General features: G+C 50.3%; 21 protein-coding genes. 19 read left to right on the top strand and 2 right to left on the bottom strand.

The features are described 5' to 3' along the window. Window positions 1–263: 263 nt before the first annotated feature. Window positions 264–1,259: a TIGR04086 family membrane protein gene (locus PQG83_RS10210; RefSeq protein WP_312749052.1), complete on the bottom strand. Its 996-nt coding sequence runs from the start codon at window positions 1,257–1,259 to the stop codon at window positions 264–266. A 466-nt stretch (window positions 1,260–1,725) separates the two neighbouring features. Here PQG83_RS10210 and PQG83_RS10205 point away from each other — a divergent pair, with 466 nt between their 5' ends. From PQG83_RS10205 to PQG83_RS10190, 4 genes are all read left to right on the top strand, one after another. After that, complete coding sequence (locus tag PQG83_RS10205; protein ID WP_312749051.1) at window positions 1,726–2,172, top strand: VOC family protein; 447 nt, start codon at window positions 1,726–1,728, stop codon at window positions 2,170–2,172. Window positions 2,173–2,301: 129 nt separating this feature from the next. Next, complete coding sequence (locus PQG83_RS10200; RefSeq protein WP_312749049.1) at window positions 2,302–3,324, top strand: class I SAM-dependent methyltransferase; 1,023 nt, start codon at window positions 2,302–2,304, stop codon at window positions 3,322–3,324. 275 nt (window positions 3,325–3,599) lie between these two features. Beyond that, complete coding sequence (locus PQG83_RS10195; RefSeq protein WP_312749047.1) at window positions 3,600–4,022, top strand: VOC family protein; 423 nt, start codon at window positions 3,600–3,602, stop codon at window positions 4,020–4,022. Between the two features lie 66 nt (window positions 4,023–4,088). Then, window positions 4,089–6,143, top strand: coding sequence for a sigma 54-interacting transcriptional regulator (locus PQG83_RS10190; protein ID WP_312749045.1), 2,055 nt, complete (start codon window positions 4,089–4,091; stop codon window positions 6,141–6,143). A gap of 164 nt (window positions 6,144–6,307) precedes the next feature. On the opposite strand, the gene ycaC is transcribed toward PQG83_RS10190, so the two are convergent. Continuing rightward, a complete protein-coding gene (gene ycaC, locus PQG83_RS10185; RefSeq protein ID WP_312749043.1) occupies window positions 6,308–6,934 on the bottom strand; it encodes an isochorismate family cysteine hydrolase YcaC in 627 nt (208 codons plus the stop codon). Window positions 6,935–7,563: 629 nt separating this feature from the next. Here ycaC and PQG83_RS10180 point away from each other — a divergent pair. The 15 genes from PQG83_RS10180 (at window position 7,564) to gmd (ending at window position 25,787) form a co-directional block, all read left to right on the top strand. Continuing rightward, window positions 7,564–8,034: a VOC family protein gene (locus tag PQG83_RS10180; RefSeq protein ID WP_312749042.1), complete on the top strand. Its 471-nt coding sequence runs from the start codon at window positions 7,564–7,566 to the stop codon at window positions 8,032–8,034. A gap of 346 nt (window positions 8,035–8,380) precedes the next feature. Then, on the top strand, window positions 8,381–8,953 hold the full coding sequence (locus PQG83_RS10175; protein WP_312749040.1) for a DsrE family protein: 573 nt from the start codon (window positions 8,381–8,383) through the stop codon (window positions 8,951–8,953). A gap of 36 nt (window positions 8,954–8,989) precedes the next feature. Further along, entirely contained in the window at window positions 8,990–10,600 is a 1,611-nt protein-coding gene (locus PQG83_RS10170; protein ID WP_312749038.1) for a bifunctional metallophosphatase/5'-nucleotidase, read from the top strand. 266 nt (window positions 10,601–10,866) lie between these two features. Beyond that, the gene (locus PQG83_RS10165; protein WP_312749037.1) at window positions 10,867–11,259 is read left to right on the top strand and encodes a DoxX family protein; all 393 of its coding nucleotides are present in this window, start codon (window positions 10,867–10,869) and stop codon (window positions 11,257–11,259) included. A 572-nt stretch (window positions 11,260–11,831) separates the two neighbouring features. Next, window positions 11,832–12,326, top strand: a complete 495-nt coding sequence (locus PQG83_RS10160; protein WP_312749035.1) for a DoxX family protein — start codon at window positions 11,832–11,834, stop codon at window positions 12,324–12,326. A gap of 126 nt (window positions 12,327–12,452) precedes the next feature. Then, window positions 12,453–12,995 carry a hypothetical protein gene (locus PQG83_RS10155; protein ID WP_312749033.1) on the top strand — a complete coding sequence of 181 codons (543 nt, stop codon included), beginning with the start codon at window positions 12,453–12,455 and terminating at the stop codon, window positions 12,993–12,995. Window positions 12,996–13,326: 331 nt separating this feature from the next. Beyond that, window positions 13,327–14,007, top strand: a complete 681-nt coding sequence (locus PQG83_RS10150; RefSeq protein WP_312749031.1) for an SDR family NAD(P)-dependent oxidoreductase — start codon at window positions 13,327–13,329, stop codon at window positions 14,005–14,007. Window positions 14,008–14,091: 84 nt separating this feature from the next. Beyond that, window positions 14,092–14,439, top strand: a complete 348-nt coding sequence (locus PQG83_RS10145) for a nuclear transport factor 2 family protein (RefSeq protein WP_312749029.1) — start codon at window positions 14,092–14,094, stop codon at window positions 14,437–14,439. Between the two features lie 113 nt (window positions 14,440–14,552). Continuing rightward, complete coding sequence (locus tag PQG83_RS10140; protein WP_312749028.1) at window positions 14,553–14,879, top strand: hypothetical protein; 327 nt, start codon at window positions 14,553–14,555, stop codon at window positions 14,877–14,879. Then, complete coding sequence (locus PQG83_RS10135) at window positions 14,876–15,739, top strand: pirin family protein (protein WP_376753591.1); 864 nt, start codon at window positions 14,876–14,878, stop codon at window positions 15,737–15,739. Before PQG83_RS10140 ends, PQG83_RS10135 begins: the two co-directional genes overlap by 4 nt. Window positions 15,740–16,027: 288 nt before the next feature. Next, a complete protein-coding gene (locus PQG83_RS10130; protein ID WP_312749024.1) occupies window positions 16,028–17,284 on the top strand; it encodes an efflux RND transporter periplasmic adaptor subunit in 1,257 nt (418 codons plus the stop codon). Then, complete coding sequence (locus PQG83_RS10125; protein ID WP_312749022.1) at window positions 17,281–20,451, top strand: multidrug efflux RND transporter permease subunit; 3,171 nt, start codon at window positions 17,281–17,283, stop codon at window positions 20,449–20,451. The genes PQG83_RS10130 and PQG83_RS10125 overlap by 4 nt, the downstream gene beginning before the upstream one ends. A gap of 1 nt (window position 20,452) precedes the next feature. Then, window positions 20,453–21,883, top strand: a complete 1,431-nt coding sequence (locus tag PQG83_RS10120; RefSeq protein WP_312749020.1) for an efflux transporter outer membrane subunit — start codon at window positions 20,453–20,455, stop codon at window positions 21,881–21,883. 1,386 nt (window positions 21,884–23,269) lie between these two features. Further along, a complete protein-coding gene (locus tag PQG83_RS10115; protein ID WP_312749018.1) occupies window positions 23,270–24,709 on the top strand; it encodes a sugar transferase in 1,440 nt (479 codons plus the stop codon). 31 nt (window positions 24,710–24,740) lie between these two features. Beyond that, on the top strand, window positions 24,741–25,787 hold the full coding sequence (gene gmd, locus PQG83_RS10110; RefSeq protein ID WP_312749016.1) for a GDP-mannose 4,6-dehydratase: 1,047 nt from the start codon (window positions 24,741–24,743) through the stop codon (window positions 25,785–25,787). Window positions 25,788–25,926 lie beyond the last annotated feature (139 nt).

The following is a 25,926-nucleotide window of genomic DNA, read 5'->3' as shown; positions in this document are numbered from 1 at the left end:
AATTGAACCCGACGGACCAGCCTTACATTTGGTATGGCCGTCCTGGAAATAAAGAGTGATTTGACCTGTCAAACCCACCATAAAGTGTACTCGGAATTTTTCCCTCTGGCCCATAATCTGACGAGATCCTGGACCTAGTCAGGGTACCAACGACCGAATCATCCTGGGGAAATACGAACTCTTCAGATCATAAAGGGAAAATTGGACCCTCGCTGCCCACAAGGGCAGCGAGGGTTTCTATCATTTTCTTGTTTCAGGGTTGGTCACACACGGGTCACAATGTCCCGTGGGGCACCAACGACTCCACCAATCGCTGCGGCAGACGCCCCAAATACCAATGAGATGAATGTCCAGATGGAAGCTTGAGAAACTGCTTCAGCCGTGGCGTCTGCGGCTTCGAGAGCCTGTTGCCGTGCCTGGCCTTGAAGCTCGGTAAGCTTTGTCGTGGCTGTCTGGTATGTATCCATCCATCGTTGCACCGTCTGTTCCGCTTCCTGGCGACTCATATCCGTCCGGGCAACCAGAACGTTTGTCAGGGCTTTCTTGTCAACTTCCGACACCACGTCTTGACCTTTCCCGATGATTCGGTCCAGGATGGTCATCAACTCTTCGTCGGTTTGTTGTGGTTTGGTCGCAGATTGTTGGACGGATTCCTCCATCGTTTCTGAAGTATTCATGGCCTTCGTCTTGAGGGTCCCGGGTTGTAACTCCTCTTTCCCGGTTTGCTGAAGAAGAAGTTGAGCTTCCTGTTTGATATCATCCCACGTCATATCGGTGCCGGAAAGCTGCTTAGTTGCGAAATCCGAGACATTGGGAGCTAGAGCAGCCATTCCCTGCCCGGTGGCGCTAAGAGCATCGCCTAATACTCCAAAGGTACCGCCGAGAATACTGCCTGCCGTACTGATCAGGAAGTATACGGCCACGAGGGTTGCGGCCCCCCACGTAATAAACCCATGGAGCAATCCATCGGTTTGATTGGGCATGCCTGCAAGTCTGCCTGCCACCCAGCCGCCGGCAAAGAGAGCGATGATGCTCACGACGACCCACCAGATGGCCGCACCTATGCTAAAACTGCCTGCCGCAGGTGTCTCCCCGCTCAACGGGTCTATGGTACTCGCGCCAATCCCGATACCAAACAAACTAAGGGAGAGTTGGACCACAAGGACAGTAATAATCCCAGCAAAAATTGCAGCCCATGAAATTCGTTTTACCGCAGCCCCTAAATAATCCCTCGGTTCTTGAGTGGTAACGATAGCCATTAGACGCACCTCCTGTGAAATTCATTCTTTGAATAATCAATTCACTGTAAGGCAGGAGAGACGACTTATAGTACATACAAAGAGCGGTATAAATTGAGGAAAATGTCGCACTCCCACATTGGAACATCATTCTTATCCCTTGCAAAATGTCATCAGCACAAAAGGCCGGAAAGCTTTGGACAAAACTTTCCAAGCAAGGAAAACAGATAATGAGACATCATGAGTGTTGAGCATTCGTCAGGTGCCGATATGTCGCCAACCATTTTCCAGGCTCTTTCTCACGCTATAAATCTCTTCATCCTCTTAATCCGCCTAATTCCCGCATGAAATCGATGTGGTGTGGTTCTCAGCCCTGTTCAATAAATATGGGGAATGCTTTTTGCCAATCATGTCAATGATTAGAGAAAATCGAAAGACCGGAGGACATGCGAGAAATACGTTCGGAGTGAAAGGAGAGCTATACCAGATGAAAGCCCAATATTTAGGACATGTGGTGTTTTACGTCAAAAACCTCGAACAGTCTTTGAAATTCTATCGTGATGTGGTGGGGTTTCAGGAAGTCGGAAAGATTTTCGGAGGAAAAGCGGCGGCGCTTTCTTCTGGTCGGACTCATCATGAACTGTTGTTAATTGAGGTCGGCGACGTGCCGGGACCACCATCGGGAATGAGGCGGGGCCTCTATCACATTGGTATTAAAGTTGGAGAGAGTCTGGATGACCTTCGGGCTGCCAAACGGGACCTGGAACGGGCCGGTATCACAATTGGAGGTATGAGTGACCATACGGTCAGTCAAAGTCTGTACCTTCATGATCCCGATGGGAACGAAGTGGAGCTTTATGTGGACAACCCGGATGTGGATTGGAAGCATGACCCGACATTGGTGCTGGCGCCGATCAAACCCCTGGAGTTGTAATCTTCTCCCAGTTGTTGTTCGTCGTCGTACAGATGGGCGCACAGCCCTGAAATACAGGGCTATTCGAGGGAGCGTGGCAATTCCCACGAATTATGATGAAGAAGACAATTTCAAAAATAGGAGCATATCATGACAACAACGAAATCCACTGAAGGACCCTCACCGGCATTGTTTTTTCAAACCGTCAATGGGCATATGCGAACGGCGGCGCTGAAATCCGCCATCGAACTGGAACTGTTTTCCGCCATCGCGGAAGGCCACCATACCCCCAAGGCTTTAGCTCAACGATGCGAGGGTTCTGAACGAGGGCTGAGAATGTTGGGAGATTATCTGACAGTGGGAGGTTTTCTGACCAAACAGGGGGAGGAATATCAGTTGACTCCTGATTCGGAATTATTTTTAACCAAGACATCGCCTGCCTATTTAGGGCCGACTCTGAATTTTATGTTGTCATCTCCTCTCGTGGAAGGATTCAAACAACTCACTGGTGCTGTAAAAAAAGGGGGAACAGTGGTCGGGGAGAAAGGAACCCTGGCGCCGGAACATCCGGATTGGGTGACCTTTGCCCGTTCCATGGTGCCATTGATGAAAGGTCCGGCGGAGTGGATAGCTTCCTGGGTGAAAGAGAATGCCCCCGATACCCGCAAGGTCCTGGATGTGGCAGCCGGTCATGGGGTGTTCGGCATCGAAATCGCTCGCACATTATCAGAGGCTGACATTACCGCTCAGGACTGGCCCAATGTGTTGACGGTCGCCAGAGAGAATGCTCAAGCAGCCGGGATTGGCAAGCGTTTCCATGAATTGCCGGGGAGTGCTTTTGATGTGGAATTCGAGAAGGACTATGATGTGATCCTTCTCACGAATTTTTTGCATCATTTCGATGTCGCTACTTGTGACACCTTTTTGAACAAGGTTTATGGCTCGCTCAAGGCCGGGGGATTTGTCATAACGGTGGAATTTATTCCCAATGAAGATCGGATCTCCCCTGCTGCCATGGCAGAGTTTTGTCTCATTATGTTAGCGACGACTCCAGCCGGGGATGCCTATGTCTTCAGTGAATATGACCGCATGTTCCGCCATGCCGGATTTGGCGAGAGCATCATGCAGGATATTCCAGCCTCCAATGAACGGGTGATCATCACCAAAAAATAGGGGAATCTTCCGACATTCGCATGGGGACATATTAAAGGGTGAACGCTAGAGAGTCCCCCTCCTTTGTAAGGAGGGGCAAAGGGGAGGTAGCCTCTGCGGGGCCTTCAATGATTGCCCTGGGATGTTTTACTAATAGGCATCGGACTCTACCTCACCTACCCTCTCCTTACAAAGGAGAGGAATTCAAAGGTGCCTCATGCCGAAAAAAGAGCACGAGAATGCGAGTGCCCCACGTAAAAGCCTGATGAACCTAATAGGGAAAAGGAGAAATCGTTATGCCGGTACAAGTCTATGGAGTCAATCATGTGGTGATCGAAGTTGACGATGCGCAGAAAGCCGTCGAATTTTATGCGGATGTCTTCAATCTTGAGATGCTACGAGGCGGTGAGGGGGCTGCCTGGTGCAAAATGGGAGAGCATCAGTTTTTGGCCATCTTCGAAGTGAAAACCCTGCAACCGGATCGCACGAAACATTTCGGTATCATGGTCCGGGATGACGCTCAGGTAAAGGAAGTACGGGAAAAAATCACCAAGAAATACGGACTGGAGGTCCATCCGGATTTTCGTTGTGATTTCCGGGATCCCTGGGGCAATCGGATCCAAGTCGGAGATCTGCATGATGAATCGTTGGTCTGGCTCCTTCCTTACCGGGAGGTCCAGGATACCGGGATCACATTTGCCTCGCCTTCTAAAATTTGACGACCTGAGGCACAAAGGGGAAGATCGCTTTGTTTTGTTAGGGGAAATCGGCGATACTGTACCCCTATGGATAAACGCACTCAGCCTGTTTTAGGAGATCAATCGTCGCGCTATCAAGCCCTGCTCGAGGTCTCCGAGGCGATCGCGGTTCACCGGGACCTCACCAACCTGATACAAGACCTGGCTCAGCGCCTTCCCCGTATCGTTCCCCTGAATTTCATCGGGCTGGCTCTCCATCGGCCCGAGCGAAACACTATCCAGGATTATATTATTCAGGCCAATATTCCTGCGGATATTCAGGGCGGGAAGGAGTGGGCGTTGGATACCCATCCGAGTGGCTGGGTGTGGCAAGCCCAACAGCCGTTAATTATTTCCGACCTGACTCAGGATTCCCGGTTCCCCATGGTCCTCCCACTCATGCTCGAAGACGGCGTGCAGTCGTTATGCACGGTCCCGCTGACCACCGCCTTGCGTCGTCTGGGATCACTCGACTTCGCGAGTGTTGAAAAGGACACCTACCAAGAGTCGGAATTGACGTTTCTGCTGCAGGTCGCCAACCAAGTGGCTGTCGCGGTGGACAATGTCCTGCATCAGGAAGAACTGAGCCGCGAGCGGGATCGTCTGCAGGTTTTGTTGGACGTGAACAATGCAATTGTGTCGAAGCTGGAACTTGGGGTTTTGTTTTCGACCATGGTCACGTCCTTGCGACGGGTGATTCCGCATGAAGCCACCAGCTTATATTTCTATAATCCGGATGCGAAGAACTTTCATCGACAAGTGCTGAATTTCCCTTCAGGGAAAGGCTTGTTGGGAGGAAGCCATTCTATTGCGCTTGATGACACGCCGGCCGGAGAAGCGTTTCGATCACGAAAAACGGTGTGTTGGCAGGAAGCCGATCTGCAACAATTTCATTCCGTTACCGCCCGACAGTTGATCGCGGAGGGTGTGAAATTCGGGTGCTGTGTGCCACTCATGCTGCCCGATCGGGTGTTGGGGACGTTGAATGTCGGCAGCACCCGTCCTTCAGCCTTTTCCACGGCGGATGCCGACCTGCTGACGCAGGTCGCCGGACAAGTGGCGATTGCGCTCGAGAATGCCCTTGTCTATCGGGAAATTACCGAATTAAAAGAAAAGCTGGAAAAGGAGAATGTCTATCTCCGGGATGAAATCCGGACAGAAGCCAACTTTGAGGAGATTGTCGGCGAGAGTACGGGCTTGAAGCGTGTCCTTCAACAATTGGAAATTGTCGCCCCGACCGATTCGACTGTGCTGATTCTGGGTGAGACGGGCACAGGCAAGGAACTCATTGCCCGGGCTCTCCACCAACTCAGCACGCGAAACGATCAGGCCTTCGTCAAAATTAACTGTGCGGCCATTCCCACAGGTCTCTTGGAAAGCGAACTATTCGGCCACGAAAAAGGTGCCTTTACGGGGGCGATTTCACAAAAGGTCGGACGCTTTGAGCTTGCCCATCGCGGCACGATTTTTTTGGACGAAATCGGGGAAGTGCCGTTGGAACTGCAATCCAAGTTGCTCCGGGTGCTCCAGGAACAGGAATTTGAACGACTGGGTGGGACGCGCACGATCCGTGTCGATGTTCGTCTGTCGGCGGCTACCAACCGCGATTTAATGCAGATGGTGGAAGCCGGCGAATTTCGTCGTGACCTGTATTACCGGTTGAATGTCTTTCCCATCACGATTCCGCCTCTTCGCGACCGGCAGGAGGATATCCCGATTCTCGTTCGGTATTTTACTCAGCGGTATGCCACCAGGATGAAAAAGCCCATCGAGACCATTCCTACCAGGACGATGGAACGTCTGGCAGGCTATCCCTGGCCCGGGAATATTCGTGAACTGGAAAACCTGATTGAGCGCGCGGTTATTCTTTCCCAGGGGTCCGAGCTGGCTGTACCGTTATTGGACCTCAAAGCTGCCGTTCAGCGGTCGCCTCAGCCCATTACAACATTAGAAGGAGCTGAACGGGATCACATCCTCCGTGCGCTGCAGGATACCAAATGGGTGATCGGCGGCGCTGGAGGTACGGCGGCACGGCTGGGGATGAAACGCACCACATTGATCTCCAAAATGAAAAAGCTTGGAATTTCCCGCCCGACGCATTGAGTGGTGCTTAATTTCGGTCTTCGCACACCTTGCAAGCTGAGAAGAAAAAGCGGGAAACGTCATTAAAGGTATCGAATATAATGTACCCACCAAGTCGGCTCTTTCGCACGAAGCCTTGGCCGACTCGTACCGGCCAAACCACGTCGTAACTTTCCCTGTCGGTCCTAGCTGTTCTTAGCGGAATAACTTGTCATGAGGTTGCGGTAATTGGGGATGTGCTTAGAAAATAACGCACCCAATCCTTCGATGTCATTTCGCCAATCACGATGAAGCTCAGCAGCCATCCCAAACCAGTTCATCAGTTGCGCGCCAGCGGCTTGCATCCGTAACCACGCACTGTGACGGGTAACCTCGTTGAAGGTCCCGGAGGCGTCTGTGATAACGAATACATCGTAGCCCTCCTCAATCGCAGAGAGTGCAGGGAAGGCAACGCAAACCTCAGTTACTACTCCAGCAATGATGAGTTGTTTGCGTCCTGTTTGCTTAACGGCGTTGACAAAATCCTCATTGTCCCATGCGTTGATGTTTCCCGGGCGCGCAATGTATGGGGCTTTTGGAAACATCTCTTTGAGCTCGGGGACAAGGGGGCCGTTGGGACCATTTTCAAAGCTAGTGGTCAGAATGACTGGTAGTTTGAAATAGGCCCCGCAGGAAGCGACTGCCAGGACATTGTTTTTAAATTCACTGGGCGTGAAATCCTGAACGAGAGAGATAAGTCCCGACTGATGATCCACGAGCAATAAGGCGGCATCGTCTTTGGAAAGCCGTTTGTATTGGTAGGTTGATGCCATGGTTTGTATCCTTTCAATATAAAGTTGATATTTATTGGCAAAGAAACCCACATGCCTCGTATGAGACCTTCTATCTCTTGGCGTATTTTTCCAAATCTACCACGTCCCTTAATGCCATTAAAAGCTTACAATTAAAGACAAAACATCCCTGTCAAAATTATCAAGAATGCCAGGTAAATGAGTCTTATTGCATTTTTCAGTCGCTTCATACTTCATGTACTAGGACGACCAGCCGGGATTATAAATACTTCGAGAAATAAATTAATTCAAGAAAAACTTTGGACAGGTCTTTCCTTGATCGCAAAGGAACATTTCTTATTAGATTTCGAATCAAAGTTTCGAAAATTCAATGGTGAACATGCCGAACCCACTTTTTAGAGTTTCTCATAGTAGGAGTCCAGAATTGAACCCGAAGTGGTGAGGGTTCTGTGCAGATAGCAGGTCATAGGCCGGCTTGGTTGATTGAATGTTGGGGAGGGGAGAGAAAAAAAGGAGAATAGCCGAAGGCAACTCACAAATCCCTCTGGTTTGTCTTTTCAGGGCAGAGTTGCTTTTAAACCATTTTCCGCCGATTAATAGTTCATGGAATATTTTGAGTGGGTGCAATAAGATGATAAGACGCTTCGCTTATGGTACAGAAATTATTGGAGAATGAGTTTATGCAAGGTTTTCTCGATCACATTGTGCTGAATATCGAAGACGATGAGGCCATGCTGGATTTTTACACGAACGTGCTCAGGCTGGAGGCGGAACGTCTCGAAGAGTACCGTGCCGGCGATGCTCCTTTTCCTTCTGTACGCATTAACGAGGATACCGTGATCGATTTATTTCCCAAAAAGTTGTGGGAAAAACATACTCTATCAGGCAGGGGATTCAACACCCTGAATCATTTTTGTCTTTCTCTTTCCCGGAAAGACTGGGAGGAGTTGCATAGTCGCCTGCTCGAGCATCATGTCGCCATCACAGATGGTCCGGTCCAACGATGGGGCGCCCGGGGAACCGGGACCTCGATCTATTTTTCTGATCCCGAGGGAAATACCATCGAGGCTAGATTTTACTCCGAGGATGATCGTGACAAAAAATGTTTATTAGGGTCATAAGGATGCGGTTGGTGTCATAATCCGGCATTGCCGTTCTTCGCATACACGCCTTGTTGGTTGGGCCAGACCGGCCTTTTGCACAACCCAGCGCTTCTCATTATTTTTTCCCCAGTTACGATTTGAAATTTCGTCAATCGGGTTTCGACCATCTGAAACAATTCCTCATTCCGGGTGTAGCAGGGTTTTGGTTGGAACCTGCCGCATGCCTTCTCCTTTAGTCCGACTTTCGCCCATCATTCAAGGGTTTTAGAGAGTTTTGACGACGGCATGAAGTGGTATGGTGTGAGTATTCAATGTGAAAATTCCCCGACGAATACACACACCTCACTCACAAAGGAAATATTTCATGAAAATTATTCTCCTGAGCATTGTAGCAATGGTGATGGCCACTCCCGTTTTTGCCGATCCGATCGGAAATCCCGAATATCGCCATCCTGTGATTAAAGACCATGGCGGAATCGTGGCATTACCCGACGCCGCGCTTCCGCCACAGAAAAACTCAAAAGTGATCATTGACATTACCTCAGATGAAAAATCGGGTGGTGTGCTCAAGGGATTCGACCGGGCGGCATTGATCCTCAATCAATATACCCAGGCGTCTGCAGGGATCGAACATGGTTTCAAAATGGCGGTCATCCTGCATGGGGCAGCCACCAAGGCGGCTTTGTCGCATGAAGCCTATGCCAAACATACCAATTCCTACATGAAGGATTTGGGAAAGACGCAGAATCCGGATCTGGCATTAATTCGAGAGCTGAAAAAAGCAGGTGTAGAAATTTATGTGTGTGGACAAGCCGCGGCGCACCACGGGTATGCCACGAGTGACATCGCTCCGGAGGTAAAAATTGCGGTGTCTGCCGCAACCGTGAACATCAATTTGCAAATGGACAATTACGCATACATTTCCTTCAAAAAATGAACCCCGGAATCGTCCCGCCTTTTTCGGAAGACCGCCATGGCAAGCAGCGGACAAATCCTCATCAGTGTACAGCGGCGGAGTCTGTTATTTCTGGTAGCCATGTTGGCAATGGTTGTGCCAGGCTTAAATGAGGGTGTGGTCTTTTCGAAAGAATTTACCCTCGTCCATACGAACGATTTTCACGGTCGCTATTATCCCATCGAAGTAGCGCCCGACAATATGACGGCGCAGACCGGTGGTTCGGGCGAAAGGGCTACCGGCTTTACACGAACCGGGCGGGCAGGCGGTTTTGCGTGTCAGGCCACGTTGCTCCGGCAACTTCGCGAATCTCGCGGTGATGAGAATCTATTGACGGTTCACGCCGGCGATACCTTTTCTGATGATCTCCTGGGGAATCTCACGAAGGGGGAAGCGATGATCCGGCTGATGAACGTATTGGGTTACGATTTTCTTGCCCTCGGGAACCACGATTTTGACTACGGGTTGGATCGAACCCGCGAACTGGCTGCCCTGGCCGAATTCCCCATGCTGGCGGCCAATGTCACGTTACGCGAGACCGGTGAGCCGTTATTCGGTCAGCCTTGGCGGGTGGTGACCCTCGGGGGCGTCAAAGTCGGATTTCTGGCGCTCGGCTACCACAATACCGGCCATACCACCAACCCCAAAAACATTCAGCCCCTGTCTTTTTCCAGTGGCATTGATGCGACTCGCCGGTATCTGCCGGAACTACGAGAACAGAGTGATGTTGTGGTGGTGGTATCACACCAGGGAATGGCCGTTGACAGGAAACTGGCGCGAGAGGTCAAAGGTATCGACATTATTCTCAGTGGACATTCGCACAATTGGACCGAACCGCCGGAGAAAATTGGCGACACGTGGTTGGTGGAGGCATTTTCAAATGGGGTGCTGGTCAATGAATTACGTGTCCGGATGAATGACAACCAGGTTGCCGGTGTCGCCCAAACCCTGCACGTGCTGTGGAATGATCAATGTCAGCCCGCTCCGGACGTGTCCGCGCTGATTGATAAGCTGCGCGAACCGCATCGTCAACAACTTGAAGCGGTATTGGGCACGGCCGTGGAGAATATTGGCCGGCAGTACAAGGCAGCCAGTCCGTTCGACCAACTGGTGGGCGAGATGCTGCGTCAGGAGACCGGCGCCGATGTGGCGTTGCTGCCGGGTGTCGGATACGGGGTGACTCTTCGTGCGGGGCCGATCACCCGCGAAACCCTCTACACCCTTCTGCCGCACTCATCAAAACTGGTTACCTTAGAGCTGAGCGGTGCGCAGATCCTCAAGATTCTCGAACAAAGCGCGACCAACCAGAAACCCGCTGATCCGCTAGATAAGGTTGGTGGCTTAATCCAAACAGCGGGGATGGGGTGGACGGTGGATTACCGGCGCACTTCGGGCAATCGGATTATGGATGTGACCGTCAATGGCAAACCTCTCGCGGCTGGGGTTTTCTATCGGGTGGCCACGCACAGCGGCATGGTGGCCGGCATTCACCGCTATTCAACATTTGCCAATGGCCGCAACATCCGGCGGAGCGATCGTCTTATCACTCACATCGTCGAAGCGCACCTGCAACGACGCGGCAGAGTGTCGGCGCCGGCGACGGTGGACGACATCCTCATAAAGAATTAACCACTCTCGATAATTATAAGACGGCCGAATAAAGACCAAGGCAATTTAGTATGCGCTCAGGATTCCCTGCCTCCATGTCGAATGCTTATTAATTCAATCGGCTTCCCGTCACACATTCTTTCAGTAAACTGGAATGGCTTTTGCGATATAAAAATGTAAGAGTTTCATAACGGCTTCGGAAGAAATAATCATGAATACATCACCGGCTGACTCATCTTAGCCAGGAAGAGAGATATCTAATCATTCACATGAGGAGGGAAAGACGCATGCGGACATTCATGAATGCCTTTGCACCACAAGCCTACGCGCTTATGCGTATGGTTGCAGGGTTTTTGTTTCTGTGGCATGGAACACAAAAACTATTTGGATTTCCAACGGCTATGCCAATGGAAGCTCCCGCATTTATCATCTACGTCGCCGGACCGATCGAGCTGGTCGGGGGGTTGCTCATCATGATCGGACTATTCACCGGGTGGGCCGCATTTCTTTCGAGCGGGCTTATGGCAGCAGCCTATTGGATGGCGCATGGCATGAAAGCATTGCTTCCTCTCGAAAACGGCGGAGAACTTGCTGCCCTGTATTGTTTTGTATTTCTGTTCATTTCTACGCAGGGTTCGGGAATATGGAGTGTGGATAATTCCATGAGGAACTCCTCATGATTTTGAGGAACCGGGAAACAAGAAGTCACCATACCCGCCCATTCACGAACGGAAAATTTTAGGTCTAGACTAGGCAGTCGCAGGGCACGAACTTTCCCCTTGTCTAGGTGTTTGTCTTCCAATTCCATCATCCTTAGTTTCTGGGTTGGACCTCCTGGCCCACCTTCCGTGGGGGCCGTCCGGTAGATCCCATTGGTTAATTTTCACTTTTTTCACGGCCCCATTCATTGAAATTCTTGATTTTTATCGCCGGTCTTTACGGAATGCCTCTGTACATAATTGTGTGGAGATCTACGAAAATGCCTTTTGGTCCAAAGCCTCTCGTCTGTCCTGCTGACGTTCCCTCGTCACGAGTCGATATCTCGTCATTTTTTGATTCGACACACATCTGCTGAGTCACAAGAGCTCTCCTTGAAAAACTCATTTATTCAATGAGTTATGTGAGTATTTTTCCATCCGGCAAGCTGGAACGGCTCTTGCCATATGTAAGAGGTAAGAGTTCAACAAAGCTTTGGTGAGAACACACAACGACAAAACAATCACATTTATTCATTCACAAAGGAGAGTAAGCCATGAAAACATTTTTTCAAACAGAAGAGCGGTGGGCACCGGTGATTTTGCGAGTGATGTTGGCGCTGGTCATTTTTCCTCATGGGGCTCAGAAGTTATTGGGATGGTATGGAGGAAACGGGTTTGAAGGCACCATGGGATTCTTTACCCAACAGATGGGTTTGCCGTGGCTGATTGCATTTCTGGTCATCATGGGAGAATCGGTTGGCGCGCTCGCACTGGCTGCCGGATTCATGACGCGGTTCACCGCGGCCAGTTTGGGCATCATCATGCTGGGGGCCATCGCAATGGTGCACTGGTCCAGTGGGTTTTTTATGAATTGGTCTGGCCAACAGGCCGGGGAAGGATTTGAGTATCACTTGCTCGTCATTGGCATGGGGCTTTCGTTAATGCTGACGGGCGCCGGCAAGTGGTCGGTTGATCAGGTGATTGGGAAGTGGCTTGCACGGCAGGAATCAACCCACGCTGATGGGACTCGTCGGACTGCGGCAGCCTAAGTGGTATAGGACTAATCATAGATATAAGAAATGAATAATTTTATGGAAAGGAGTCAAGACATGAACAGCGGAACAACCCGTCAGGATAGAAGCAGAACACTCTCAATAACCATAAAGGAGGAAGTGATGAACCGTGCAATGAATGTTCACGTGATGATATTACCAGCGGTGATGGGCATAATTCTTCTTATGTCCGGTATCGGACACGCGGACTCTAAGAGTGTCAGCCATGGGCATAAGCAGGTCACTGGAGTCGTGACAACGGATAAAGGCGGTAGCATCACAGTCAATACGCCAACAGGCAATCTCCAGCTTAATCCGAACGACGCCCGTCGGCATGGACAAGCCGTCCCAAAGGTTGGTGATGAAATGACCATTGTGCTGGACGAGAATAATGCCGTCATAGAGGCCCATCCCAAAGGCGAGGAAGGCATCCATCAGTTCTATACCGGGAAGTTGGTGTACATGGGGAAAATGAACAAGGAGATCAAACTGGAAACTTCCGAGGGTGAGAAAGTGTTTCCGCTTGGTCGACTGGAGATCAAAACCAAGCCTATCGAGGAAGGCGCCATGGTGACGGTAGAAGTGAATGAAGCCGGTACCGTCATTGATCTTCATCGGGCGAGTTATGATGAGCACAATGTAACTGTCTCGAAGGCGATTGAATAAGGAAGTCGCGCTGGCTCGATCTCTTGCCGGATGGTGAGAGATCGGGCCCATTGTCTGATCTAGATGAGAGTGCGGATGAAAAAAGCAGAGGAGTGTTGAAAAATAAGGATGTTCAAGGGCAAATTTGCCCAGGATTAGATTACTCATCAAAGGCTCAGGGTCGGTTCCAAAAAGTCCGTCCAGTCCTGCCCTGAGTCATGCCGAAGGGGAGGCCGCAGCCGTTTTTACGCGCGGAGCATACGTTTAGTACGTGAGCACGGAAAAATGGCGAGAACGCCGCTGGCGGCCTTTTTCAACAGACCCAGCAGAGAAACGGAGAAGGAGCTGAAAAATGATAGACCTCAACGGGAAAGTTGTCATGATCACAGGGGCCTTGGGTGGCTTGGGTCAGACGGTGACCGAGAAGTTCTCCCAAGCGGGTGCCAAGGTAGTGGTGGTGGGTCGGGAACTTCCTGGAAAGCTTGCAGAAGGGCTGCTGGGCATTTCAGCGGATGTCACCGATGAGGCTGAGGTTCAGCGGCTGATGAAGGAGGCCGTGCAAAACACTACACGCATTGATTGTTTGATTAATCTCGTTGGAGGGTTTGCCATGGGTCGCCTTTCGGAGACGGACATATCCGTGTGGTCCAGAATGGTATCCCTTAATTTGACGTCAGCCTTTTTGCTGTCGAGGGAGGCGACTCGCCTTATGTCAAAGCAAGGTTCTGGCCGGATCATTCATATGGCCGCTCAGGCCGCTATTGATCCATTTCCTGGCGCCGGGGCGTACATTGTTTCTAAGGCCGGTCTTCTCGCGCTGATCAAGGTGCTGGCGCTGGAGTTAGTTGGTTCGGGAGTGAAGGTAAACGGGGTGCTGCCATCCACTATTGATACGCCTGCTAATCGACAAAGCATGCCCGACGCCGATCCCAACGAATGGGTGAAGCCGGAAGCGATTGCCGCGCTTCTTTCTTTTCTCGCCTCTGATGAGGCTGAGGCCCTGAATGGGGCACTCATTCCTATCGGGTCATGATAGGAATGATGTTGGATGAATTGGTTGATGTTTCAATTCGAGGTGTGAAGGATAAATTTTTATTTATTGAAAGGAGAATTTCTTATGAGTATTCAACAACAGGTTCAAGCGGTGATCGATGGGGTTTTGGCCGGGAAGCTTTTGGAAACTTTTGACAAGTATTACGCTGACAACGTCGTGATGAGCGAAAACCTAAAGGACGAGCGAGTCGGAAAAGCGGCTAATCGAGAATACGAACAAAAGTTTTTAGGGAATATTCAGGAATTTCACGGAGCTCAGGTCGGACGGACGATCGTTGACGGGGATCATGCCGCAGTGGAATGGACGTTTGACCTGACCTTTAAAGGCGGAAATCGGGTGAAGATGCAGCAGGTGGCCGTTCAAACCTGGAAGGATGGAAAAGTTATTCGGGAAGATTTTTATCATGGGTAAAGAATTCCTGTTGGCTGAAACACAAGTGTCCACGGTCGTTGTACATTCCCAAGGCCATGAGCCTGGGAGATTCAGATTCTCTGTCCTTAACTGGTTTGAGAAGGAATGAGGTCATGCTCCGAGTTACCACGCACATAGATGACACGATGGTCACCTTGCAGTTGGAAGGCCGTCTTGCCGGGCCTGCCGTTATCGAAGCTGAACGGTGTTGGCAGGTGACATGCGTGGAGAATCCGGGTCGACCACGTCGATTGGATCTGCGGGGGGTGACGTTTTTGGATCAGGAAGGGAAAGCATTTTTGAAACGGGTCTTTCAGCAGGGAGCGAGTTTTCTCTCTTCCGGCTGTCTGACCCGGGCTTATGTTGAGGAAATTACGCGTTCGTGTAAAGAAGGCGTTGAGGGAACGAGTGAAGAAAGGAGTCCACCATGGCGCAACTGAAATCGGTGACAGAAATCTATAAACCGGGGTCCACCCACATGGTCGGGGACGGGTTTCCGGTACGGAATATCTTTCCAAGCCAAAATCTGACCGAAGAGATCAGTCCCTTTCTGCTCTTGGATTATGCGGGCCCGGCATCGTTTCCTCCGACGAATCAACGGCGGGGGGTCGGGGAGCATCCTCATCGTGGGTTTGAGACCGTGACCATCGTCTATCAGGGAAAAGTCGCGCATCGGGATTCAGCCGGAAACGGAGGAACCATCGGACCGGGTGATGTGCAATGGATGACGGCCGCTTCGGGCGTGGTCCATGAAGAACTTCATGAGCAAGCCTGGGCCAGGGAGGGCGGCACGCTACAAATGATTCAACTCTGGGTCAATCTTCCGAAGTCATTAAAAATGAGCGCGCCTCGCTACCAGACCGTGCTCAATGAAGACATTCCTCAAGCCAATCTTGGGGGACAAGGTAGTGTGCTCCGTGTGATCGCCGGGGAATATGAGGGACTCAAAGGGCCGGCCAAGACGTTCACCCCCGTGCACCTGTATGATCTGAAATTGGTTGCCGGACATCGTAGTGAGCTCAGTCTTCCGGTTGGATATAATACCGGCTTATTTGTGTTGAGTGGAGGAGTGGTTTTGAATCGATCACAGAAAGTCGGGGAGGCCGAAATGGCCCTTTGTGACCCGCAGGGGACGCAGGTGGATCTTGAGGCCACGGAGGAAACGAGGGTGTTGGTGCTGAGTGGAGAACCAATCCTGGAACCGGTCGCCCGCATGGGCCCTTTTGTCATGAACACGGAGGAAGAACTCGTGCAGGCTGTGAACGATTATCGTGCGGGAAGGATGGGGCGACTTGAGTAAGCTGATATTCGAGTTCTTTGACTCTCATGTGAAGGCATGTGTGGAGCTAAGTGGGAAAGAGATGAACGGTGGAAGAAGAATGTGTTTGTCAAACATGTGATGATTGAGTTCCGCCGTAATAATAGTGGCGAACTTTCGTCTACACCTTTAAAGATGATGATGCCTGCAATGAAGACAAGGAAAGACAACCCTTATGGATGAGCCAATGATTCAGAGAACAGCACAATTTGAAAATTCCGGTATGAATGCCGTGGATGGAATTAACCGGAATTGGTGGGAACCAACCAGATGAATGGAGCCATACTCAGGTTCGTTTCAGCGCACTTTGGCAATGGGAACGCTGTGATTCGGAGGAGTGTCGGATTATTGCTGATTGTTCTTGCAGGATGTGGCCAGGGAGCAACCTCTCCTCCGGATCCTCCACCGCCGATGGTGGAAGTGGTGACGGTGACCACCCAGGATCTTCCCGATGAACCCGAATTCATCGGACAAACCGAGGCCTTTCGTCCGGTGGAGATCCGGTCTCAGGTGACGGGCATCATTAAAAAAGTGTTTTTCACCGAAGGCAGGAATGTCAAGCAAGGTGACCGGCTGTATCTCATTGACCCCGTGCCCTTTAAAGCGGCGTATCTAAGTGCCAAAGCCAAGGTAACACAAGCGCAGGCTCGACTGGTACAAGCGAGGCAGGACTTCGCTCGCGTCGAACCGCTTCTGGAAGAACAAGCGGTCAGTCAAAAGGATGTGGACGATGCTGTGGCTGAAGGATTAGCCGCCAAAGCCGCCTTGGAAGCGGCGCAGGGCGATCTGGTCAAGTCCAGGTTTGATCTGAGTAACACCCTGATCGTCGCTCCGATCGGGGGACGTATTTCGAAAAGTCGATTTTATGAAGGACGTCTGGTGTCTGCCCAGACAGATTTGCTGACCACCATCGATCAGTTGGATCCCATGTATGTGAATGTATCGGTTCCAGAAACCTATTTGTTGCGACGGAGGCGTGAACTGGCGGCCAACAGAGTCCAGAGGCCCGATCTCTTTCAATTACGCGGAGTTATGACGTTCGCAGATGGCAGTGTCTATCCCCACGAAGGGAAGTTGGATTTTGCCGATGTGGCCATCCGGTCGGAGACGGGGACCTTACAGGGACGTTTTGCCTTTCCCAATCCTGAGGCCGATCTTTCTCCCGGTAAATCCTATTTGTATCCCGGACAATTCGTCCGCATCCGGCTAAAGGGATATATCCGGACCGATGCGATTTTGATTCCTCAGCGTGCGGTTCAACAGGGTCCTAAAGGCACGTTTGTGAATGTGATCGGACCCGACGATAAAGTTGAAGTGCGTGAAGTGGATGCCACCGGTTGGCGTGGGGGCGATTGGCTCATTGAAGAAGGCCTTCAGCCGGGAGAGCGGATTGTCGTCGAAGGGTTTCATAGAATCCAACCGGGAGTGCAAGTCAATCCGGTGCCGTTCCGGAATGGAGAGGCCACATCGGAAAGCCCGAGCCCTGAGAATCCGACACCTCCTGAAGCCACGCAGGAGAACTCATGAGTTCTCATTTTTTTATCGACCGACCTATCTTTGCCACCGTCATTTCCATTGTGATTGTGGTGGTGGGGCTGGTGTCTCTTCAGGTTCTTCCCATCGCCCAATTTCCGGAAATCACTCCGCCCGTGGTCCAAATTGAAGCCGACTATCCTGGCGCTAGCGCAGAAGTCGTGGCCGAAGCCGTGGCGCGGCCGATTGAGGTGCAACTCCCTGGTATCGACAATCTCCTGTATTACGATTCCTCCAGTACCAACGATGGTCATATGACCATTCGGTTGACCTTTGAAATCGGGACCGATATCGATATCGCACAGGTCCAAACTCAGAACCGTCAACGGTTGGCGGAGCCCCAACTGCCGCCGGAAGTCGTCCGGCAGGGCATCACGGTCAAGAAGGTTTCCCCGGATCTGCTGGCGGTGGTGGCGTTGAGTTCCAGTGATCCCCGGCAGGATACGGTCTTCCTCTCCAATTTTGCGATTCTTCGGATTGTGGACAATATCAAACGGCTTCCAGGCGTGGGGGATGCCACGATTTTCGGAGGACAGAATTATTCCATGCGTCTTATTTTGGACCCCATTCGCATGGCGCAAATGGATGTGACGCCCACCGACATTGCGAATGTCGTGCGGGAACAAAACCGGGATTTTCCGGCCGGGCGGATCGGACGTGAGCCTGCCCCCAGTGGAACTGAGATGACCATTCCCGTGATCACGCAGGGACGAATGAGCGAGGCCAAAGAATTTGAGGAGATGATTGTCCGGGCCTATCCGGATGGTTCCATGGTGCGTCTGGGCGAAGTGGCCACAGTGGAACTGGGCGCGCAGTCCTATGACCTTGAGGGCCGGTGGAATGGCAAGCCGAATGTCTTTCTGTTGACCTTTCTTTCCCCGGGAGCCAATGCCCTTGAAACCATGAAACGAATCAAGGACGAGATGAAGAGCCTCACGAATATTTTTCCGGCTGGAGTCTCATACGACATCCCGTACGATACGACCCGATTCATTGAGGTATCCATTCAACAAGTGGTGAAGACCCTGGGCGAAGCCTTGATCCTGGTCATTCTAGTGGTCTACCTCTTTCTTCAAAGCTGGCGTGCCACGGTCATTCCTGCGGTGGCTGTTCCTGTGTCACTGATCGGCACGTTTGCGGGTATGGTCGCCCTTGGATTTTCTATTAATACCTTGACCCTGTTCGGCATGGTGTTGGCCATCGGGATTGTGGTGGATGATGCCATTGTGGTGGTGGAAAACGTCGCCCGTCATATTCAGAACGGACATCCGCCAAAGGAAGCCGCGAAGCTGGCCATGACGGAAGTGACCGGACCGGTCATTGCGCTGGTCGTGGTGCTGGCAGCCGTATTCCTGCCGGTGGCGTTTCTGGGAGGTATTACCGGAGAACTCTATCAGCAATTTGCGATCACCATCACGCTGGCTGTGGTTCTTTCCGGAGTGGTGGCCCTGACCTTAAGCCCTGCGCTCTGTGCGTTAATTCTCAAGCCGGAACAGGATGGGGAGAACCGGTTTTGGAAAAAATTCAATGAAGGATTTGATTGGACGCAGAGTCGATATGTGGGGACGGTTGGGACGATTCTCAAGCATGCGGTGCTGTCGCTTGCGATCTTTGGGGTCCTGCTTTTTGTCAGTTGGGGACTGTTTCAAGCCTTGCCATCCAGTTTTTTGCCCGAAGAAGATCAAGGATACTTTATTTCGATCATTCAATTGCCGGATGGTGCCTCCAAACAACGCACGATTGAAGTCCTCAAAAAGGTGGAAAACTATTTTCTTTCCGTGCCTGAGGTGCATTCAACTGATGCTCTTGCCGGGCAGAACTTTGTGTTTAATACTCGAGGGGCGAATCAAGCGACGATGTTTGTCCCCCTGCATCACTGGGATGAACGCACCAGACCTGAGCAACATGTGAAAGCGTTGATTGGAAACGCCTTCAAGAAGTTTGCCGAAATTCCTGAAGCGTTGATTTTGGCCTTTAATGCGCCCTCTATCCGGGGGTTGGGGGCCACCGGAGGATTTTCATTACAATTACAGGATCCGAGCGGGGGGGATTTCAAACAATTTGCCGCGATGACGCACGAATTTGTGAACAAGGCGCAACAAGATCCGGCCATTGGTGCGATCGGCACAAGTTTTCGCGTGACGGCACCGCGACTGTATGCCCGGGTCGACCGCGAACGAGCCAAAGCCCTGGGTGTCCCCATTTCCGAAGTATTCGATACGCTGCAAGCCTATTTCGGTAATCTTTACATCAACGATTTTATTAAATTCGGACGGGTCTATCGGGTGCAGACTGAGGCCTTGGCGGAGTTTAGATCGAGTCCGGATGATATTTCGAAAATTTATGTGCGGGCCAGGAATGCCAAAGGCTCGACGATGATTCCGCTGGATGCGGTGGTCAGTACGGAATTTACGAGCGGGCCGGATACCGTGACGCATTTTAACGGATTTAATACCGCATCCGTTTTGGGTGCCGCGGCTCCGGGGTATAGTTCAGGGGCCGCCCTTGATGCGTTGGAACGACTGGCGCAGGAGATTCTGATACCACAAGGGTATGATATTAATTGGAGCGGGATTTCCTATCAGGAACGGAAGACCGGCACGGAGTCCATCTTTGCCTTTGCCTTTGGTCTGTTGATGGTGTTCCTGGTGCTTGCCGCCCTCTACGAAAGCTGGTCGGTGCCCTTTGCGGTGATTCTGGCCGTGCCGTTCGGTCTCTTCGGGGCTCTCTCTGCCGTCTGGATTCGGGGGTTGAGCAATGATATCTACTTTCAAATCGGCTTAGTAACTTTAATCGGCCTTGCCGCACGAAACGCAATCCTCATAGTCGAATTTGCGAATCATCGCTACGAGGGAGGGATGCCCCTGGTGGAGGCAGCCTTAGAGGCCGTCCGTCTTCGATTTCGGCCGATCATTATGACGTCCATGGCATTTATTTTAGGCGTGGTGCCGTTGGTGATTGCGTCCGGCGCGGGCGCGGCCAGTCGTCAGTCCATCGGGACAGGCGTTTTCGGCGGAATGTTGGCGGCGACATTTTTAGCGATCTTTTTTGTGCCGTTGTTCTTTGTGCTGATCAGGAGGCTCGCTCAACGAATGCGGAGGAGGTTTGCGTCCTCTCCCGCTGAGGACCCGACCGAGTCCGTCCTGGATGGAGAACGGTAAGATGCGTTCGGTCTGTGGCCTCTTCCTATCAGCCGTGTTCCTTATGTCCTGTGCCATGGGACCGGACTATTCACGGCCCGTTATCGAAACGGCTGACCAGTTTCGCATGTCCGAAACCGAAGGGGAATCGATCGCCAATCTTCCCTGGTGGGAATTACTGCACGATGAGGAATTGCAAAAACTCATTCGTGTGGCGTTGGAGGAAAATAAAAATCTTCAGGAAGCCGCCGCCAGTGTCGAGGAATTTCAAGCTCGGGTGTTCATCGAACGAATGGATTTTGCGCCTCAATTAAGCACGCAACTCAATGCTCCGGTCTTAGGGAAGTTTGGCGGTTTCGCTGTACAGGGCTTTCCCAGCAACTTTAGTTTTTTTGGAATCGGGAATCTGAATTGGGAGATTGATATCTGGGGACGCATTCGTCGGTCAAATGAAGCGGCGTTTGGCGATCTGCTTGCCCGCGAAGAAAATCGACGGGCCGTCATCCTTCAGTTGGTCAGTGGTGTGGCGGCGGCGTATTTGGATCTGTTGCAGTTCGACATGCAGTTGGATATTGCCAAACGCACGCTTGATTCCTGGGAAGAATCGGTGAAAATTGCCCGTGCGCGATTACGACAGGGAATCACTTCCAAACTTGATGCCGACCAGTTCGAGTCGGAACGGGCCAATGCGGCGGCCCGGGTCGCCCAATTCGAGCGGCAAATGGTACAGAAAGAAAACGAACTGAGTGTGTTCCTTGGCCGGAACCCCTTCAGGATTCCACGAGGCCGGATTCTCACCGAGCAGATTTTTCCCCCAACCGTCCCGCCCGGCCTGCCTTCGGAATTGCTCCAGCGCCGTCCGGATATCGTACAAGCCGAACACGAACTGGCCGCGGCGACCGCCCGTATTGGTGTTGCGAAAGCGGAACGGTTTCCCAAGTTCTCGATTACGGGGATTCTTGGCCTCGCAAGCCCCCAACTTTCAAGTCTGGTCAGTTCCGGCAGTGAATTTGGACAAGCCGGCCTTGGACTCTCCGGCCCTGTGTTCAATGCGCAAATTCTGGGATTTCAACAAGAGGCTGTCGTGGCTCAGGCGAAACAGGCCTTGGCGCATTATGAGCAAACCGTTATTGTGGCATTCAAAGAAGTAGAGGATGCTCTGGTGGCGGTGCGCACGGCCGAGTCTCAACGGATTGCCCAGCAGGAACAGGTGACGGCACTCCGGTCGGCATTACGTTTGGCCGATCTTCGTTATAAAGGCGGCCTGACCAGTTATGTTGATGTGCTCATCGCCAAACGGGACTTGTTCGTTGCCGAACTCGAACTCACGTCCACCCATCGGCTGCATTTAGTGTCGATGGTGCAACTTTATAAAGCGTTGGGTGGAGGATGGTCCCCGGAATCTCCTGAAGAAACTATCGCCATTTCCAGTTCATCACAGCACACACCATAACTGGGAAGGTTAAAGTTTCAGATCCGGATCATGATCGAGGTATAGATGTGACAAAAATCTCACAACATGTGTCACAAAAAAGTAGGTAAACCAGACTTCATAAATGAAAGTGCAATAAATTTCGATTGCACCTTTTCGGCATCGGCCCAACAAATGGTGCCGGCAATGGTTTTCTAGCAGCCCCTCATAACAACCCTTTCCGTGGTCTTGGTCTGTTCCTGACAAGCACAGCAGCACCAGATATTCTTTGATTTCGTTCAGATCTTGGCAAACGGTGACTTAAGGGCACCGCATTGAGAAGCCTTCCTTGTTTTCCTGAGAAAAAGCCTGAGGCATCTCATGGAATTTTTCTATCCAGCCCTCGATTTAGTTGGTAGATGAAAAATTAGCTACCTGTCGGATGATGTTTCCTAAAATATGCATTTCCTTTCGACGATAATTTGTTGTCAGAGCGAGATTTTAAAGTTTTATTGTAGGAAAAAGCCTGCGCAGCCTAAATCTTCCTGACAATGGCCAAAAAACATTGAAAACACTAGACATATGTCTAAAGCTAATCGCGTGCATGCGATGTGTACGTAGTATTACTGTTATATTATTAATACATACTACTTGGGTATTTCAGAGTATCTATTTCTAAAATTTTTATCTAACTATTTGTAATTAATGTAAAAATTTTGGTATGGTTTTCTCGTTTCGTATTCGGTCCATATTTTGCTCTATTGAAAGTTAGTGCACCTTCATTTTAGTTAATGGTTGTTTTGTGCGATTCAATTTGTGTATGTTTGATCAGAAGTTGCACTTAATTATTTAATCTTATATATCCTTTATTTTTTACTTTCATAAGTGCAATGGATTCAATCCTAATTTCTTACCATTCTTTTCATCTGCATCAATTCATCTCCACCTTTTCCAACTCAAATCCTTGTAGAACTGATGATGTGTTACCGAAATTGCAACGTGGTTAGGTAATTCGGTCTAAATTTGTTTTTTAATCAGTGCAGGACTTCGACTGTTTTGGCTACGGGCGAATTTGTTTATGCATTTCCCAGTGAGTCATGAACCCTACCTAGAGAAACCAGAAAACCTTCTTGAAGGGACAAGGAGTTGTGCCGTTTGGCGTGAAAATTATTCTCAAGCCTTGGGCGCAATCTTTGCTTTTGATGCCTTGGAATTGAATGCCTAACTAATTCGTGCTCATGAAGAATTCTTAGCTTTTGCTTGCTCTCCCCCACAGCAATTGCTCGAAGTGCAGATTTTAAGATTAAAGGTATTCTTGCTGAGGGGGTGAAGGATCTTTATTAATTGTAGTGAAGTAAATAGCCCTTTGATGTGTTTAAACCAACCTGGTTTTTCAACATCATGGTCTTTTTCTCTTGAGATTATTAAATGTCATTTCGACGCGTTGTTTTAATTCAGGCCAGTAAATTAATCGATGTGTTGTTGATGGGCATTTCTTTTATGCTCGTCACCTGCCTTCTGTATGCTCCTTCCACCTCCCTCTTTGAGTTTGAAGAATTTCTTAGTATTCGCATTTCAATTCACAACGCGATATTGGTCGTGGGCATGCTGTATGCCTGGTACATCATTTTTTTGGTTTTTCGGCTTTATGAATCGAAACGTCTTTCCTCGCTGAAAGATGAGTTGCAGGACATCATAAAGGCCACCACGGTAGGAACCCTTTTGATAGGAACCGTGTCCGTTATCTTTCAGATACAGATGATTTCCCAATGGTTTCTTCCCATTTTTTGGATAGTTGTAACTCTTCTGACCTGTCTGAGCCGTGTGTGCTTACGAACCTCTTTGCGCTGGATCAGGCGAAAGGGAAGGAATTCACGAAATGTTTTGATCGTTGGGACCAATTCGCGAGCCACACGATTTGCACACGATATTCTGACCCACCCTGAGTTGGGATACAGGCTCATTGGTTTTGCGGATGAACAGTGGGAAGGTCTTGGCCAGTGGGAGGGCAACCAGTTCCCGCTTGTGGCAAACCTCCAAGGGCTCCCGGCTTTTCTGCGAACGTTTGCTGTCGACGAAGTATTCATGACGTTACCGCTCCGGTCTTATTATGAACAAGCTTCGGAAATTGTTTCACATTGTGAGAAGCAAGGCATATTGGTCAGATTTCAGGGCGATTTGTTTAGTCCGAAATTGGCTAAGCATTTCGCCGATCAACTTGAGGCACACTCCACCCTTACCCTTCAAACTGGAGCGATCGGGGACCAAGCTATTTTCATCAAGCGAGTAATTGATATCCTCATTGCCCTCCCGGCATTCATCCTGCTTCTCCCTTTTTTGGGGCTTGTTGCGGTATGTATCAAAGTGACATCGCCCGGTCCCGTCTTTTTTGTTCAAAAGCGGTTGGGAATTAATAAACGTCCATTTAACCTGTATAAATTTCGCTCAATGGTGCCTGATGCGGAAGCTCTACTCCCGAGTCTTGAACCATTCAATGAAGCCACGGGAGCCGCTTTTAAGATCTCAGATGATCCACGAGTTACTCGCATTGGAAAATTTCTGCGGGAAACAAGTATCGATGAACTTCCGCAGCTGTTTAATGTCCTCAAGGGAGACATGAGTCTGGTAGGGCCCCGACCCATTCAGGTGCGTGATTTCGAAGCGTTTTACCAAGACGGGCATCGTCGTCGATTCAGCGTCCCGCCAGGTTTGACCTGTCTCTGGCAGGTAAATGGTCGAAGCGCACTCTCATTCGAGCAATGGATGGAGCTGGATCTTGAATATATTGACCAATGGTCGTTGTGGCTGGATTGGAAAATTTTGCTGAAAACTATTCCCGTGGTTCTCCGAAGAACCGGCGCGACATAGTCATCACATGAGATCTATAGGAAGAACGTTCATGAAAAAAAAAGCGCTCATCACCGGTATTACTGGACAAGATGGTTCGTACCTGGCTGAACTTCTCCTCAGCAAGGGATATGAAGTGCATGGGCTCATTCGACGTGCGAGCACCTTTAATACGAGTCGGATTGACCATATTTATACAGACCCTCATGAGGCTAATGCCCAGTTATTTCTTCACTATGGAGATTTGAGTGACTCTGGACAACTCACTAATCTCATTTATCACACGCAACCGCAAGAAGTGTATCATTTAGGTGCCCAAAGCCACGTGAGAGTGAGTTTTGATACTCCGGAATATACTGGTGATGTCACGGCGCTAGGGACGACGAGAATTCTTGAAGCCATCAAGCGAAGCCAGGTTTCCTGTAAATTTTATCAGGCATCATCAAGTGAGATGTTTGGCAATTCCCCTCCTCCGCAGTCTGAGGATACCCCGTTTTATCCGCGTAGCCCTTACGGTGCAGCCAAAGTCTATGCTTATTGGATCACGGTAAACTATCGAGAAGGTCATGATCTGTTTGCCTGCAATGGAATTCTGTTCAATCATGAATCCCCCAGGCGGGGAGAAACATTTGTCACTCGCAAAGTTACCCGTGCCGTGGCCAATATTGTAGCCGGCAAGCAAAAAAATCTGTATATGGGTAACCTCGAGGCCAAACGTGACTGGGGGTATGCTCCGGAATACGTAGAGGGGATGTATCAGATGTTGCAAATGGCCGGACCCAACGACTATGTCATTGGTACGGGAGAAACCCATACGATTCGGGAATTGGTAGAAGAAGCGTTTGGGTATGTAGGACTTGACTGGCGGGATTTTGTTAAGGAAGATCCGCAATACTTTAGGCCCACGGAGGTCGATATTTTGGTCGCCAATCCAGAAAAAGCTCGAGACTCTCTCAAATGGCAATCCCGCATTACATTTCAAGAGTTAGTCAGAATCATGGTTGATGCTGATCTACGGAAGATTGGATTGGCATCAAGGGGCGACGGAGACGCCATTCTCGAAGCGAAATTTCCCGATAAATGGTGGAGCGGGGATTAAAGTTATATCTGGAATCAACAATCTAGTCGAACGGATTGACTCCAAATAAGTGATCTGAAATTTTGCCAATCTGTCAGCCTCTAACGATTCTGGTCCTGACACATCAGATAGTTAGTGAAGTAGGCTGAATTTTATACAC

Origin of the sequence: Candidatus Nitrospira neomarina (assembly GCF_032051675.1) — a bacterium.
Lineage (GTDB): Bacteria > Nitrospirota > Nitrospiria > Nitrospirales > UBA8639 > Nitrospira_E > Nitrospira_E neomarina.
Note: the sequence above shows the minus strand (reverse complement) of the source record. Positions and strands in the feature narration are given on the sequence as shown.

Excerpts from the sequence above, each read along its gene's own strand:
- gmd (WP_312749016.1), top strand. The coding sequence starts at position 24,741 with ATGAAAAAAAAAGCGCTCATCACCGGTATTACTGGACAAGATGGTTCG.
- ycaC (WP_312749043.1), bottom strand. The coding sequence starts at position 6,934 with ATGGCATCAACCTACCAATACAAACGGCTTTCCAAAGACGATGCCGCC.
- PQG83_RS10190 (WP_312749045.1), top strand. The coding sequence starts at position 4,089 with ATGGATAAACGCACTCAGCCTGTTTTAGGAGATCAATCGTCGCGCTAT.
- PQG83_RS10200 (WP_312749049.1), top strand. The coding sequence starts at position 2,302 with ATGACAACAACGAAATCCACTGAAGGACCCTCACCGGCATTGTTTTTT.
- PQG83_RS10180 (WP_312749042.1), top strand. The coding sequence starts at position 7,564 with ATGGTACAGAAATTATTGGAGAATGAGTTTATGCAAGGTTTTCTCGAT.
- PQG83_RS10175 (WP_312749040.1), top strand. The coding sequence starts at position 8,381 with ATGAAAATTATTCTCCTGAGCATTGTAGCAATGGTGATGGCCACTCCC.
- PQG83_RS10120 (WP_312749020.1), top strand. The coding sequence starts at position 20,453 with ATGCGTTCGGTCTGTGGCCTCTTCCTATCAGCCGTGTTCCTTATGTCC.
- PQG83_RS10170 (WP_312749038.1), top strand. The coding sequence starts at position 8,990 with ATGGCAAGCAGCGGACAAATCCTCATCAGTGTACAGCGGCGGAGTCTG.
- PQG83_RS10145 (WP_312749029.1), top strand. The coding sequence starts at position 14,092 with ATGAGTATTCAACAACAGGTTCAAGCGGTGATCGATGGGGTTTTGGCC.
- PQG83_RS10140 (WP_312749028.1), top strand. The coding sequence starts at position 14,553 with ATGCTCCGAGTTACCACGCACATAGATGACACGATGGTCACCTTGCAG.
- PQG83_RS10160 (WP_312749035.1), top strand. The coding sequence starts at position 11,832 with ATGAAAACATTTTTTCAAACAGAAGAGCGGTGGGCACCGGTGATTTTG.
- PQG83_RS10125 (WP_312749022.1), top strand. The coding sequence starts at position 17,281 with ATGAGTTCTCATTTTTTTATCGACCGACCTATCTTTGCCACCGTCATT.
- PQG83_RS10165 (WP_312749037.1), top strand. The coding sequence starts at position 10,867 with ATGCGGACATTCATGAATGCCTTTGCACCACAAGCCTACGCGCTTATG.
- PQG83_RS10115 (WP_312749018.1), top strand. The coding sequence starts at position 23,270 with ATGTCATTTCGACGCGTTGTTTTAATTCAGGCCAGTAAATTAATCGAT.
- PQG83_RS10195 (WP_312749047.1), top strand. The coding sequence starts at position 3,600 with ATGCCGGTACAAGTCTATGGAGTCAATCATGTGGTGATCGAAGTTGAC.
- PQG83_RS10210 (WP_312749052.1), bottom strand. The coding sequence starts at position 1,259 with ATGGCTATCGTTACCACTCAAGAACCGAGGGATTATTTAGGGGCTGCG.
- PQG83_RS10155 (WP_312749033.1), top strand. The coding sequence starts at position 12,453 with ATGAACCGTGCAATGAATGTTCACGTGATGATATTACCAGCGGTGATG.
- PQG83_RS10150 (WP_312749031.1), top strand. The coding sequence starts at position 13,327 with ATGATAGACCTCAACGGGAAAGTTGTCATGATCACAGGGGCCTTGGGT.
- PQG83_RS10205 (WP_312749051.1), top strand. The coding sequence starts at position 1,726 with ATGAAAGCCCAATATTTAGGACATGTGGTGTTTTACGTCAAAAACCTC.
- PQG83_RS10130 (WP_312749024.1), top strand. The coding sequence starts at position 16,028 with ATGAATGGAGCCATACTCAGGTTCGTTTCAGCGCACTTTGGCAATGGG.